15 protein-coding genes are annotated in these 13624 nt (G+C 51.4%); 5 read left to right on the top strand and 10 right to left on the bottom strand.

From position 1 onward, the window contains the following. Window positions 1-3 precede the first annotated feature (3 nt). On the bottom strand, window positions 4-858 hold the full coding sequence (locus GE278_22220) for an NAD(P)H-binding protein (protein QLK63509.1): 855 nt from the start codon (window positions 856-858) through the stop codon (window positions 4-6). A gap of 116 nt (window positions 859-974) precedes the next feature. Between GE278_22220 and GE278_22215 the strand changes: the two genes are divergently transcribed. The 3 genes from GE278_22215 (at window position 975) to GE278_22205 (ending at window position 3957) form a co-directional block, all read left to right on the top strand. Further along, window positions 975-1391, top strand: coding sequence for a transcriptional regulator (locus GE278_22215; protein QLK63508.1), 417 nt, complete (start codon window positions 975-977; stop codon window positions 1389-1391). A 113-nt stretch (window positions 1392-1504) separates the two neighbouring features. Beyond that, entirely contained in the window at window positions 1505-2071 is a 567-nt protein-coding gene (locus GE278_22210) for an antibiotic biosynthesis monooxygenase (GenBank protein ID QLK63507.1), read from the top strand. A 14-nt stretch (window positions 2072-2085) separates the two neighbouring features. Then, a complete protein-coding gene (locus GE278_22205; GenBank protein ID QLK63506.1) occupies window positions 2086-3957 on the top strand; it encodes an amidohydrolase family protein in 1872 nt (623 codons plus the stop codon). Between the two features lie 65 nt (window positions 3958-4022). Here the strand turns inward: GE278_22205 and chbG are convergent, their stop codons facing one another. The 8 genes from chbG to GE278_22165 form a co-directional block, all read right to left on the bottom strand. Next, window positions 4023-4781 (bottom strand): chitin disaccharide deacetylase, encoded by a 759-nt coding sequence (gene chbG / locus GE278_22200; protein QLK63737.1) that lies wholly within the window; start codon window positions 4779-4781, stop codon window positions 4023-4025. A 44-nt stretch (window positions 4782-4825) separates the two neighbouring features. Beyond that, window positions 4826-6169, bottom strand: coding sequence for a 6-phospho-beta-glucosidase (locus tag GE278_22195; GenBank protein QLK63505.1), 1344 nt, complete (start codon window positions 6167-6169; stop codon window positions 4826-4828). 62 nt (window positions 6170-6231) lie between these two features. Then, complete coding sequence (chbR, locus tag GE278_22190; protein ID QLK63504.1) at window positions 6232-7068, bottom strand: transcriptional regulator ChbR; 837 nt, start codon at window positions 7066-7068, stop codon at window positions 6232-6234. A 14-nt stretch (window positions 7069-7082) separates the two neighbouring features. After that, on the bottom strand, window positions 7083-7430 hold the full coding sequence (gene chbA / locus GE278_22185; protein ID QLK63503.1) for a PTS N,N'-diacetylchitobiose transporter subunit IIA: 348 nt from the start codon (window positions 7428-7430) through the stop codon (window positions 7083-7085). Window positions 7431-7492: 62 nt separating this feature from the next. After that, window positions 7493-8851, bottom strand: coding sequence for a PTS N,N'-diacetylchitobiose transporter subunit IIC (gene chbC, locus GE278_22180; GenBank protein ID QLK63502.1), 1359 nt, complete (start codon window positions 8849-8851; stop codon window positions 7493-7495). 118 nt (window positions 8852-8969) lie between these two features. After that, entirely contained in the window at window positions 8970-9290 is a 321-nt protein-coding gene (locus tag GE278_22175) for a PTS sugar transporter subunit IIB (GenBank protein ID QLK63501.1), read from the bottom strand. A 303-nt stretch (window positions 9291-9593) separates the two neighbouring features. Continuing rightward, the gene (locus tag GE278_22170) at window positions 9594-9983 is read right to left on the bottom strand and encodes a DUF4440 domain-containing protein (protein QLK63500.1); all 390 of its coding nucleotides are present in this window, start codon (window positions 9981-9983) and stop codon (window positions 9594-9596) included. After that, window positions 9980-11356 (bottom strand): MFS transporter, encoded by a 1377-nt coding sequence (locus tag GE278_22165; protein ID QLK63499.1) that lies wholly within the window; start codon window positions 11354-11356, stop codon window positions 9980-9982. Before GE278_22165 ends, GE278_22170 begins: the two co-directional genes overlap by 4 nt. A gap of 117 nt (window positions 11357-11473) precedes the next feature. On the opposite strand from GE278_22165, the gene GE278_22160 reads away from it, so the two are divergent. Together GE278_22160 and GE278_22155 are read left to right on the top strand one after the other, a co-directional pair. Then, window positions 11474-12388 carry a LysR family transcriptional regulator gene (locus GE278_22160; protein ID QLK63498.1) on the top strand — a complete coding sequence of 305 codons (915 nt, stop codon included), beginning with the start codon at window positions 11474-11476 and terminating at the stop codon, window positions 12386-12388. Between the two features lie 28 nt (window positions 12389-12416). Next, window positions 12417-12944 (top strand): GNAT family N-acetyltransferase, encoded by a 528-nt coding sequence (locus tag GE278_22155; GenBank protein QLK63497.1) that lies wholly within the window; start codon window positions 12417-12419, stop codon window positions 12942-12944. Between the two features lie 7 nt (window positions 12945-12951). Here GE278_22155 and vat read toward each other — a convergent pair whose 3' ends face one another. Further along, a complete protein-coding gene (gene vat / locus GE278_22150) occupies window positions 12952-13584 on the bottom strand; it encodes a Vat family streptogramin A O-acetyltransferase (GenBank protein QLK63496.1) in 633 nt (210 codons plus the stop codon). Window positions 13585-13624: the final 40 nt, after the last annotated feature.

Below are 13624 nucleotides of genomic sequence, written 5' to 3'. Positions count from 1 at the left end.
TATTTACGCTTTAAGCGCCGCGGCAATCACTTCTTTCGCCGGCGTTGTCGGGCGACCAATCAGCTTGCTCAATGTATGAGAATCATCAAACAGCGCGCCTTTCGCTGCCCCTGCATCAGAATCCGCCAGCATATCTGCCAGCCAGTTGGGTAAACCGGCCCCTTTCAATGCGTTAGAAAAATCGGCCTGGCTCATATTAATGTAATCTACTTTTTTGCCTGACTGCTGCGCGATTTCCGCCGTGAATTCTGCCAGCGTATAAGACTCGTCACCCGCCAGTTCGTATACTTTGCCCGCCTGATTATCCAGACTCAGTACCGCCGCTGCTGCCTCGGCATAGTCCTGACGCGCCGCAGAGGAAATACGCCCTTCGCCCACCGCACCGATAAAGGCATTGTGCGCCAGCGCCGGAGCGATGCTTGCCGCATAGTTTTCGGTGTACCAACCGTTACGAAGTAATACAAACGGGACGCCGGATTCGCTTAGCGCTTTTTCGGTCGCGCGATGTTCTACACCCAGCCCCAAAGGGCTTTTATCGGCATGCAGCAGACTGGTGTAGGCCAGCAGTTTCACGCCTGCGCGTTTGGCCGCGGCAATCACCGCACCATGTTGCGCTTCACGCTGACCGACTTCGCTGGAGGAAATGAGTAACACTTTTTCCACGCCCTTAAAAGCGGTGTCGAGCGTCGCCGGCTGGCTGTAATCTGCCTGGCGAATTTCCACACCCAAATCTGCCAGGTCTTTCGCTTTCTCAGGGCTGCGCACGGCAGCAATGATCTGATTCGCGGGGACTTTCTTCAACAATGCAGCGATAACAAGGCGGCCTAACTGGCCGGTGGCACCGGTAATTGCGATCATGTTGTTTCTCCAAAATGTCAGTCACAAGATTTTTGTCAGAAGGCGCGAAAAGCGTCGCCGTGGAAACATCCTATGCGATATACTTTCTTTTCGTAAGTACGCACCTAAAGGTAAGTATGAAAATAATTTCGTCTGATCATCCCGCTGAAAAAATGCCGCTCACCGAGCAAATTCGCCGTGGTGAAGTGCTTGATCCTAACTGCCCCTCACGCGAGATTTTACGTCACATCACCAGTCGATGGGGTTTGCTGGTGCTGATAGCCCTGAGTGATGAGACACTCAGGTTCAGCGAGCTGCGCCGCAAAGTGGGCGGCGTCAGTGAGAAAATGCTGGCACAGACGCTACAGTCATTTGAAGAAGATGGCTTTGTTGATCGCCGTTCATTTCCAGTAGTACCACCGCACGTTGAGTACCGCCTGACGCCACTCGGGATTGAGGTGAAAGACCAGATTGCCGGACTTGCCAACTGGCTTGAATCCAATCTTCATCGCGTAATGAAACAACGCAGCCTGCACGTGGTGGGCGAGGAATGATTCACAAAAAAACTTAACAAGAAGCCCAAAATTCTCGCCTATCATTGATCCAACCTGCCGACTAACATCATTTCATTGATTCGATAATTATTTTCAATCAAATGAGGTGATGTATGTCCAGGCCCCAAACCCATCAGCAACATGTAACACTCGTCATTACTCATAAAATTGCGCCCGCCAGCGAGGAGCAGTACGAAACCTGGCTGAATAAAATCATGCCGCAGGCGAGCAATTTTTCGGGGCATCTGGGCGTCAACGTCATTCGCCCAAGCCGCAGCGGCGATCCCTACACTATTCTGGTGCGCTTCGACACGCTGGAAAATCTTAATGCCTGGCATAACTCCGATCTGCGCAAGCAGCTGGTGGCGGAAGTCAGCCCGCTCTTGTTGCAAAGCGATGCGACCGAAGTCCGACCCGGTGCAGAATTCTGGTTCACGCCGCCTGCCGCAAATGTCCGGCCACCTGCCCGCTGGAAACAATATCTGCTGACATTACTGGTCATTTACCCTTCTACCCACATTGTGCCCTGGTTTTGGGGGCAGTTTTTGCCACAGCTCAAAGGCACGGAAGGGGGTCATTTACTCAATGACGCCTCGGTCGTTGCGCTGGTGGTATTTCTCTGGATGCCCGTTATAACCCGAGTTTTTCATTCATGGCTGACGCGCACTTCTGCGCAATGACAGGAGCTTTTCCAATGAACAGTTTTGCTTCCCTGATCCTGATAAATGGCAAATTTCATACCGTCGATCGCGAAAAACCACTTGCCGATGCGGTGGCGATTAAAGACGGTAAATTTCTAGCAGTCGGTACTGAAAATGAAGTGATGCAGTTTGCCGATGGACAGACGCAGGTAATCGATTTGCAAGGTCATACGACGATCCCCGGCCTGAATGACTCGCACCTGCATCTGATTCGCGGCGGTCTGAATTACAATCTTGAGCTGCGCTGGGAAGGCGTGCCCTCGCTGGCTGATGCGTTGCGGATGCTAAAAGACCAGGCGATGCGCACACCCAGCCCGCAATGGGTAAGGGTGGTCGGCGGCTGGACGGAGTTTCAATTCGCTGAACGCCGTATGCCAACGCTCGATGAAATTAATCAGGCGGCACCCGACACGCCGGTCTTTATCCTGCATTTATACGATCGTGCCCTGCTTAATCGTGCGGCGCTTAACGTGGTTGGTTACACCAAAGACACACCGAACCCGCCCGGCGGCGAGATCCAGCGCGACAGCAACGGCAACCCGACTGGCATGTTAATCGCCAAGCCGAATGCCATGATTTTATATTCGACGCTGGCGAAAGGCCCGAAACTGCCGCTTGAGCAACAGGTGAACTCGACCCGTCAGTTCATGCGTGAGCTTAATCGCCTCGGACTGACCAGCGCTATCGACGCAGGCGGCGGTTTCCAGAACTATCCTGAGGATTATCAGATCATTGATGAACTTCATCAGAAGAAGCAGCTGACAATCCGCATCGCATATAACCTGTTCACCCAACGCCCAAAACAAGAGCTGGATGATTTCACACTCTGGACCGATATGTTGAAACCCGGTCAGGGCACGGATTTTTACCGCCATAACGGCGCGGGCGAAATGCTGGTGTTTTCAGCCGCCGACTTTGAAGATTTTCTGCAACCGCGCCCGGATTTGCCGCCGGGTACGGAAGCAGAACTGGAACGCGTGGTGCGCCATCTGGTCGAGCATCGCTGGCCTTTCCGCCTGCACGCGACTTATGACGAGTCGATCAGCCGGATGCTGGATGTCTTCGAGAAAGTAAACAGCGATATCCCGTTCGACGGTCTTCACTGGTTCTTCGACCATGCTGAGACCATTACGCAGCGCAATATCGAACGTGTAAAAGCGCTCGGCGGCGGTATCGCCGTTCAGCATCGCATGGCGTTTCAGGGGGAATATTTCGCTGAACGGTATGGCCTCGAAGCGACCAAACACACGCCGCCGGTGGCGAAAATGCTCGCAGCCGGATTGCCGGTCGGACTGGGGACGGATGCCACCCGCGTCGCGAGCTATAATCCGTGGACCGCGCTGTACTGGCTGGTGTCCGGGCGCACCGTCGGCGGGATGGCGATGTATGACGATGACGCCAGAATCGATCGTGAAACCGCGCTGATGCTGTGGACACAGGGCAGCTCCTGGTTCTCCAGCGAACAAGGCAAAAAGGGGCAGATCAAAGCCGGGCAGTTAGCCGATCTGGCGGTACTTTCTGAAGATTTCTTCAGCGTGCCGGAAGAGCGCATCAGGGGGATTGAGTCGGTCATGACAATGGTGGACGGCAAGGTGGTCTATGCCGCTGGCGGCTTCTCGCCCCTCGCACCGACTGCTATTCCTGTATTACCTGACTGGTCACCGGTCACCCGCGTACCGGGGCATTATCGCTCCGCGCCACCGGAAGGTGCCGCACGCGTCGGGCTGGTTCGACAGGCTCACCAGTGCGCTGGCCCCTGTGGCGTGCATAAACACAGCCACGATATTGCCAGAGGATCCGACGTGCCGGTTTCCAATGACAATGCATTCTGGGGTGCGCTGGGTTGTTCTTGTTTCTCGTTCTGATTGAAATATTCTGAGCGATAAAAAAAGGCCTGAATATTCCTTCAGGCCTTTGTCGTATGGATAACTCAGAGATCCTTAAACGTCCCCAGCCGGAACCCGCGTTCCGCAATCGCTTGTTTCAACGTCGGAGAGGTCAGCACATCAAGCTCAGCCAGGCGGGGATAACAGTACTTACTCGCCAGAATCGTATTATCGATAAATGACGGATGGGTCATGACCTCCAGCGACGACTCGCCACGTTTCAGCGCGCTGTCCAGCGTTTCCAGAAAGAGCGTTTCCGAAATTGCATCGCCATAAAATCCGCTCTCAAAACCTTGCGTACTTTGCGCGCCTTTCAGCGTGATCTCCCCTTTGCGGAGATCATCGCGGTCAATACGCACCGGAATACCCTGCTCATTCGCAAAAGCTTCCACAATCGGGAAGATTTGCGGGATCATATGGACGTGGTGATGGCTGTCGATGTGTGTCGGCTTGCGACCAAAAATTTCGACAAAACGCGCAAACTGACACCTCAGCTCCTGCGCAATTTGGTCAAGTGGCAACGTGCCCTGCTCCGCCACTTCCCAGATCCATTTGCCCAGCTCGCCGTTTCGCACCAGGTTTGGCATCAGCGACAGAGGCTTTCCAAGCGTCAGAACAAAATGCATTCCTACCGCAAGGTCGGGGTTTGCGGCACTCAGTGCGGCGGCATGTTCAACGCCGCCAGCATTCATCATCGCCGTGGTAGAGGTGACAACGCCATTTCTGAATGCCTCAATAATGCCGTAGTTTTGCGCTTTGCAAAGCCCGAAATCATCGGCGTTGACTATCAGTAATTTATCCATCATTCCCTCTTGGCATTGCCTTCCCTTACGGGAAGGCAAGCGGGTTATTTCAGTGCGGCAATGGCTTCTGCGAAGTTGGGCAGATGCTTTTCATGTGCCAGCAGCATTTCACGCGCCAAAATTTCAGCGTCTTTGTCCGAATGGATTAGCGGGCTAAGGTTCAGCGCCAGCAACACATCGTTGAATTTGCCGCTGAGTGCCGCTTCGCTGGCCGCGATTTCAAACCCTTTGATGGTGTGGATAAGCCCAAGGACTTTATCATCAAAGTGAGTCAGCCGCGGATGAGGCGTTGCACCGTCGCGCCCGATGGTGCAGGTCATTTCGATTGCCCACTCCGCCGGAATATTATCAATGTGCCCGTTGTGCGGGAAATTAACGTATTGCTCAGTTTGTTTGTCGTTATAAATGGCGCTGATCACTTCGCATGCTGCATCGGAGTAGTAGGCACCGCCCCGCAGTTCAAGCTCTTTCGGTTTTACGCTCAGTTCCGGATCTTTATAGAGCTCAAACAACTGCTTTTCGACCTTCTGAACCACGGTTGCGCGCGCACCGCCTTTATAGAATTCGCCCATTTCAATCGCCAGCATTTCTTTCTGTTTGAAGTAGTACAGCAGATACGAGCATGGCAACAGGTTCAGTGAACGGATCAGCCCTTCGCTGAACGGTAAATCAAAGATGTTTTTGACCGAACCGGCGGTAAGTGTGCCGGACGCCACGCCGTCGAGCAGTTCAGCAAAGCGTGATTCCCCGTTAACGATCACGTCTTTGATAAATACCATATGGTTCAGACCAAAGAGGTCAATCGACAAATCGTCCTGCTTTTCAAGACTGAGTACGTCCTGAATGAACATTTTCATGCCAACAGGGATGTTACAAACGCCGATGAATTTTTTGAATTTTGTATGGCGGAAGACCGCTTCGGTGACCATACCTGCCGGATTGGTGAAGTTGATCACCCAGGCATTCGGGCAGATTTCCTCGACGTCTTTAATGATGTCAAAAATCACCGGGATGGTACGTAACCCTTTGAACAAGCCACCCGCGCCGTTGGTTTCCTGTCCCAGATAGCCGTGGCTGAGCGGGATACGCTCATCCAGCTCGCGTGCTTTTAATTGACCTACGCGCAGCTGCGTGGTGACGAAATCTGCGTCGACTAACGCTTCGCGGCGGTTCAGGGTTTTATGTATTTCAATAGGGACGCCCGCGCGTTTGACCATACGCACGCAGAGGTCGAAAATAATATCCTGTTTTTCTTTTCCGCCTTCGACATCTACCAGCCATAATTCAGAAACCGGCAGTTCATCATAACGCTTAATAAAGCCTTCCAGTAATTCCGGGGTATAGCTGCTCCCGCCACCAATAGTGACGACTTTCAGTTTTTTGCTCATAGGAACTCCCGTGCAATCTATTGCACTGCAAATGAAAACAGAAATTAATATAAGATGTTGAGTTAATTAATACTGCATAATTTCTTTCTATAATGATTCGGCGTGAAAGACGTCAGCTTTTTAAAATTCTTGATAAACATACTCGGACTGCTATATCCGGATTCGAATGCAATATCCGTGACCGAATAGTTGGTGATTTCAAGCTGCTTTTTCGCAAAATCAATCCGGATCTCATTGATAATCTGCATGGGCGTCATGCCGTAGTGTCGCTGCGTGGCGCGGGTCAGATACTCCTGCGATTTACCGGACAACTCCACCATATTCGACAATGCTTTTTCACCGAACTGCGCTTTATCATGCATTTTTTCAATGGCCATTTTCAGCCATACTGGCGCATCCGTTGTTACTTCAGATTCTCTGTGGTGACGTAACCGGTTGACAATATAAAACGTCACCATCTCCAGAAACTCATTGAACTCCCCGTTGCGGAAATTCAGAGAAGCAATAACTGATTCAATATAAGTCAGAAACTCAGTTTTAATTTTATACACTTGTGATGCGACAAAATGTGAAGGTAATAATGATAAATAGTGCTGTTCGAAAAGCGCCTTACTGATCCCGACATTTAATATCCGCGTCGCACCAAATTCATAAAAGCTTTGATGATTCGAACCTAATGGGATAAAAACAAAATCACCACGTTCTAACAGTACCCTTTTCCCGTTCACATTCTGATAATACCGGCCGGTCAGTACGACCGTAAATTCGTAGTAGTCATGCTCATGCAACCCGGAAATGCTTTCTACTTTGTTGTAGATGAACATATGGAAATTCTGACCGTCGAAGAGTTGATTTTCGCGTGCTGTCTTGATTTCCATACTCAGTACCGGTGGCTGCATTATGGCTCCCTACGTTATTTTATTTTCTCGTGAAGCTCAATGAGTTCCGTGATTAACTCACGCGCCAGCATCGATGTCATCAGGTGATCTTGTGCGTGAACCAGAATCAGGCTGACTTTCATCTTGCCTTCGCCCATATCGTCTTCAATCAGTTTGGTTTGCACCAGATGTGCTTCATTGAGCGAAAGACGGGATTGATCCATTAACGCTTTGGCTTGTTCAAAATCGCCTTCTTTGGCTTTTTTTAGGGCGCCATAGGCCAGACTGCGGGCCTGCCCGGAGTTAATAATTAACCCCATCACTACTTCTTCGAGTTCCTGCATATCGTCTTGCGTATCAGTGATGCTGTCTAAATCAATCATTTTTATCTCTCCGTGATTGCGGTAAAAATCAGGGCGGTGAGCCCGCCCTGCACCGGCTTAGATTAGAATTTCAGTGCTGCAGCGATATCTTCTTCGCTCTCTTCTTCCTCGATAATCGCCTGCGCCTTGTTAGACAATATAACGAAAGGTATATACACCAGCGTGGCAATCCCGAGGTTGAACAACGCGACTAACAATGCAGCGATGCTGCCGTTACTGTTAAAGAAGGCCCCCAGGCCGGTTGGCATCGTCCAGGGTGCGAGGTTAGTCACCGGCGGAATAATACCCATGCTGTATGCCGCCAGCGTAATGGCCGCCAAAATTGGCTGAACCAGGACGAATGGAATAAACATCACCGGGTTCATGATGATCGGCAGACCAAACAGAATCGGTTCGTTAATCTGGAAGATGCCTGACGGCAATGCCAGTTTTGCTACCTGACGATGATCTGCGCGGCGTGACGCGATGAAAATCGCGATAATCAGACCTAGCGTCGCACCGGACCCACCCAGCAGAATGTAGGAATCCAGCATCGGTTTGGCCCAGAAGTGGAAGGTTTTACCCGCTTCTATCGCCGCACTCACTGAGCCGTACTCAGTGTACAGGGCGATATTTTCCAGCGCCCACGGGGTCATAATGCCGTTGTCCAGCGCGGTCAGCGCCAGTGAACCGTGCACACCAAAGAACCAAAGCAGGGAGTTGAAGATGACGTAAGCCCAGCCCACAACGCTGCCCATCGAAGCCAGAGGTTTAGAGATGGAGTCCATAATAATCTGGTGGAAGTTATGACCGTATAATCCCAGCAGCCAGGAAATTACCCCGAAAATAAACAGAATAATAAAACCTGGAATTAACGCGGAGAATGAACGCGCGACGGAAGTAGGGACACTTGTCGGTAAAGTAATCACCCAATTTCTGCGGATAATAAAAGCGAACATTTCAGCGACGACGATACCGATAAGCATACCGGATATGATATTGGCACCGCCTAACCAGTTAGCCCCTACTGCGTAAGCTTCACCGACGCTATAAGGTGTAACGGTCATAAAGGCAGCGACGGCGAGCAAACCTGCTGACAGCGAGTCTACTTTTCGTTCTTCCGCCATGGCCATGCCGATAAAGAACGGCGCCATCAGCGACATTATCCCTAATGTCCCGTTATAAACATTCACACCAATAGTTTTTAAACCGTTCAGTGTTTCAATCGTGGAGGCATCTAAACGCACACCTAAAGAATAAAAGAAAGAACCGTCGCCAAAGTTAAGGAAGACGTTATTAATTAAAACGAACATCGCCCCGGCAAGGGTCAGCGGCATTAATTTGATGAAACCATTTTTAATGGCATTGATATGGGGTTGCTTACCAATTGTAACGGCAAAAGGAAGTAATATCTTTTCCAGGGAATCAATAGCTTTACTCATTCGATTTTTCCTTTAATGCCGCCATCCGACGGCAAGGGTATGAAATTCGCTCTTTGACTGGATTTCTCTTTGACTTAAATAAACGCTAATTTAAAACTAAATAAAGCAAAGTCATACATTACGCAGTTGCTGCTTTCTTGATAGACGCGACGGCCGCTTTCAGCACGCCCAGCCCATCAATTTTTCCGTACATGACAGAATCAATCACTTCGACAGGCTTACCCGGTAATACTTTTTGAATTTCAGGAAGCATATAGGCAATTTGTGGACCCAGAAGCACGAGATCTGCCGCACCGCCTTTTTCCCCCGCCAGCGTTTCCGGGAATGCTTCAATAATGACCGGCACTTCATATTTCTCTGCCACGACTTTCATTTTCGAAACCAACAATGAGGTAGACATTCCTGCGGAACAAAACAAATAGATGACTTTCTTATCCATAACGAAACCCTCATATCAAAAGTGATTGCAGGTCCGGCAAGAGATCCTGCTTTGCCGACAATAACGGGCATAAACGATGAAGTGAGAATGCTGATTGTCTCTGCTTGAAGGGAGTATACGGCAACACTTAAGAGGGGGATAATTTTGTAACCCAAAAAATCGTCTCTCCTTGACCATCGCTTATGACTCCCTTCACATTTTGGGGAAATAATTCGCGATGGGAATTAAGATATCGCCCTGCAAAAGAGGACAGGGCTTTGTGGATGAACTGAGGTTACGAAACAGACGCGTTTATTTTGACTGTCACCCTGCCGCCGTTTCATGCAGATGTCGCCATAATATGTGCCCCTGCTCGTCAACCTCAAACACTACCGTTGAATAGCGTAATGTTGCCGCCTGCCCCGGTAATTGCTGGCGTTCCTCATAGGCCACCACGCCATGTCGTGCGCTTTCGGCAATTACCACGGGCTGCCCGACGTCAATCTGCAAACCAGCCTTGGCTCCGCGTTGCGCGGCGAAAAATCCGCACAGTTTTGGATAATCAAGCTGATGGCCGGTCAGTGTCACCATGGAATACTTCGGGCTAAAACGAGCCAGTAATTCATCACAAACACTTTGCGGCGCAGCGGCATCGCTGAACCAGCGCTGGATCAGCTCATGAGCGTCGAACACTTCCTGGATATAACGATTCATCTTTTTTCCTTCAAATTGAATGCCTGAGCAATCTCACGACCCGGCAATTTCAGGCATAACATCACCGGCAATAACACACTGGCAGCGGCGAGAATAAAGGTCAGCGGGTAAGCGTGCTGCGGAAAATAAACCTGCAAAACGTTAAGCATAACGCTGACGCCTGTCACGCCGAGACAAAAACTGAGCTGGCGATTGATATTCCACAGCGCGCTGGCATCGGCCAACTGTGTCTGCTGAACCTGCAGGAATGCGCAGCTTTGCGCCGTACTGCTGCACAAACTGCTGCCAAATCCCATCAGCGAGAAAGCGGTAACGGCCAGCCAAGGTTGCGGGGTTACGCTGAGCGCCACCAGAAAACCTATGCCCATGCCCTGCATCAGGCATCCGGGAATGAACAAGGCGCGCGGCCCCGTCCGGTTAAACATCTTACCGGTCACACTGATGGCGACAAACGAAGCCAGCGACCAGGGCACCATCAGCCCGCCCGCCTGCGCGGCAGAAAAATGCAGTTCCTGCTGCAGGTACAGCATGGCAATCAGACTGATACCGGTAAATATGCCGGGAATACACTGATAGATAAGCATCGCGGTTCGCAACAGCGGATCCTTTATCAGCCTTAACTCCAGCAAGGGTCGCGACTGTTGTAATGATTTACGCACAAAAAACGTCATCAGGATCAACCCGCTAAGCAATAATAGGATACCCATCGAGATATCCCCGGTATCACCGAGCATCGTCAGTCCTGGCAAAATCAGCGCCAGCGCCGTTCCGGCCAGCAAAAAACCTGATAAATCAAATTGTCCGGCAGGTTCATTTTCCTCATCGTCACGCAGCCAGAAAATGGCCAGAACCCACGTCAGTATCGCCAGTGGCAGACTGGCAACGAATACCCAGCGCCAGCTGAAACTGTCAACTATCATACCGCCGAACGCGGGTGATAATGCCGGGGCCAGCAGGCCGACCAGCATGATCATCGCCGAAAGTCTGGCGCGCTCATGGCTGCGAAAGAGGGCATAAGTGAGCGTCTGTCCGATGGGAATCAGTAACCCTCCGCCCAGCCCTTGCACAATTCGCCACATGATAAGTGACATCAGACTTCCGGCGGCGCCAGCCCCCAATGAGGTGAGGATAAAGATGACCAGCGAAATGATGAATATTCTGCGTGCGCCGAATCTCGCGGCAAGCCAGCGGCTGAGCGGGATAACCAGCGTCAGCCCGAGAATGTACCCGGTGCTGACCCACGCCAGCGCACTGACCGGCGCCTGAAAATGCCGCGCGATGCCGGGATACGCCACGTTGGCGATAAACATATTGATCAAATCGACAAAGAAACCGAGCAGATACACCACGGCAACGCGCGTCCGATAATTCATACTTATAAATTCCACGTTAACCTGTCAGGCCGGGAATGTAGCGGAAAACTTTTGCGGGATATACGCACAGCACAGGGTTACACTGTCAAAATTATTTTGACAATCAGGTGAATTAGTATGCTGAATTTACAACGACTGGAGATTTTTGTCGCCGTCGCTACTGCAGGAAGTTTCACCGGTGCGGCTGCGTCACTGGGGCTCACCAAAGCGGTGGTGAGTTTCAATGTAAAATTGCTGGAAAGTGAAACTGGCGTTGCGCTGCTGACCCGCAGCACGCGGCGAGTGGCGCTGACCGATGCCGGTGAGCGCTTTTTTCAGCGCTGTCAGTTGTTATTGCAGGAAGCCGAAGCCGTGCTTGACGACGTGCGCCGCGATCACGGCGGCCTGAGCGGTCAGTTACGCATCACCAGTACGCCAGAGTATGGTGCGCGAGTGGTGGTACCGGCGCTGTCGGCTTTTGCCGCATTGCATCCGCAACTGCGGGTCCAGCATGTTGCATCTTCTCATCATGATGATCTGATCAGCGGACGCTTTGATCTGGCCATCCGCCTGGGGCATCTGGAGGATTCCAGCCATCATGCCGCCACGCTCGGCCAGTTTGGCATTTTGCCTGTCGCCTCACCCGCCTTTCTCCGGCAAACAGGAACGATCACCACGCCCCAAAAACTGGCGCAGCTGAAATGGATTGCCCACAGTCGGCTTCCTCTGCCGATGAGCTGGAAGATAACCGACAATCAGGGCGCTACCCTCCCCTTTCGGGTCGATACGCAACCGGTCATTGCCGCTGACAGCGCCTGCGCGTTGCTCGCTTTTGCGCTGCATGATGCCGGTGTCGCGCTGCTGCCCGACTGGCTGGTACAGCCAGAAATCGACGCCGGTCGCCTGTGCCATCTGCTGCCCGATCACCATTTTCCACAGCAAGGCATTTTTGCGCTCTACCCCAATACCCGCCACGTGCCGGAAAAGGTGCGGCGCTTTATTGATTTTTTACGTGAGAGGATGGCGGACTCCACCACTCAGGCTAAGATTTAACTCAGGTAACAGGAGGAAAACGCTCATTATGATCATTGAAACATCCCGACTATTGCTTCGTCCGGTTGCGGACACTGATGTTCATTCACTCTTTGCTATCTACGGCGATCCGCAGACCAATGAGTTTAATCCGCGTGGCCCCTATCCGAATCTGGAGTTCGCACGAGACAAGCTCAACGGCTGGTTGCTGGAATGGCCCACTTACGGTCACGGGCATTGGGCGATCGCGTTGCGCAATCATCCGGAGGAAATCATTGGATTTGGCGGGCTGAGTGTACGCGAAGGTTACGATAATCACCGGGTATTTCTCGGCTACCGGCTGGCGAAAACAGTCTGGGGAAAGGGACTGGCAACTGAGTTTGCCAGTGCGGCACTCAATGCAGGCTTTGAACGGTTGGGATTAGCACAAATTTCCGCTACCGTGCGTGAAAATCATCTGGCCTCACAGCGTGTTCTGGAGAAAATCGGGATGCAGAAAATCGGATTTCAGGGCGATCCGGTCTACGGTGTCGGCAGTTATCTTTACCGGCAAACTGACAGAAGGGCTTACCGGTAAAGCGGGTTTATTCGCAGGAAACCAGCGCCCCGACATCACCCGAAACTATCCGTGGCAGATTGCGGGAAATCTTCTCCACAGGCCAGTTCCACCACGCGATGTCTTCCAGCTTAGCAATAGTTTCCGCGTCAAACCGGTAACGGATCACTTTAGCGGGATTCCCTCCGACGACGGCATAAGCGGGGACATCGCCCGTCACCACCGAGCGTGAAGAGATAATGGCACCGTGGCCAATTTTTACGCCGGGCATAAACAACGCGTCATACCCGATCCACACGTCGTTTCCGATTTCAGTATCACCTTTGTACGGAAGCTCTTCTGCGGCAGGCATGACGTTCTCCCAGCCGTTACCGAAGATATAAAACGGATAAGTCGATATACCCGATATCTTGTGGTTGGCGCCGTTCATGATGAATTTCACACCGCGTGCAAGCGCGCAAAATTTGCCGATAATCAATTTGTCGCCGATAAAAGGAAAGTGATACAGAACGTTGCGCTCGAAGTTTTCTGAATCATCAGGATCATCATAATAGGTGTAATCCCCAATGATGATGTTCGGATTATTGACAGTATTGTTGATAAAGCACACCTGTGGAAAACCTGCCATCGGATGCTTATTTTTCGGATCAGGACCAGACATGGTATCTCCCTCTTTGTTCTCAACAGATTGATCATTTCCT

It is taken from the genome of Enterobacteriaceae bacterium Kacie_13 (assembly GCA_013457415.1).
Classification (GTDB): Bacteria; Pseudomonadota; Gammaproteobacteria; order Enterobacterales; family Enterobacteriaceae; genus Rahnella.
The sequence above is the reverse complement of the archived record's forward strand: the minus strand, read 5'-3'. Positions and strand labels throughout refer to the sequence as shown.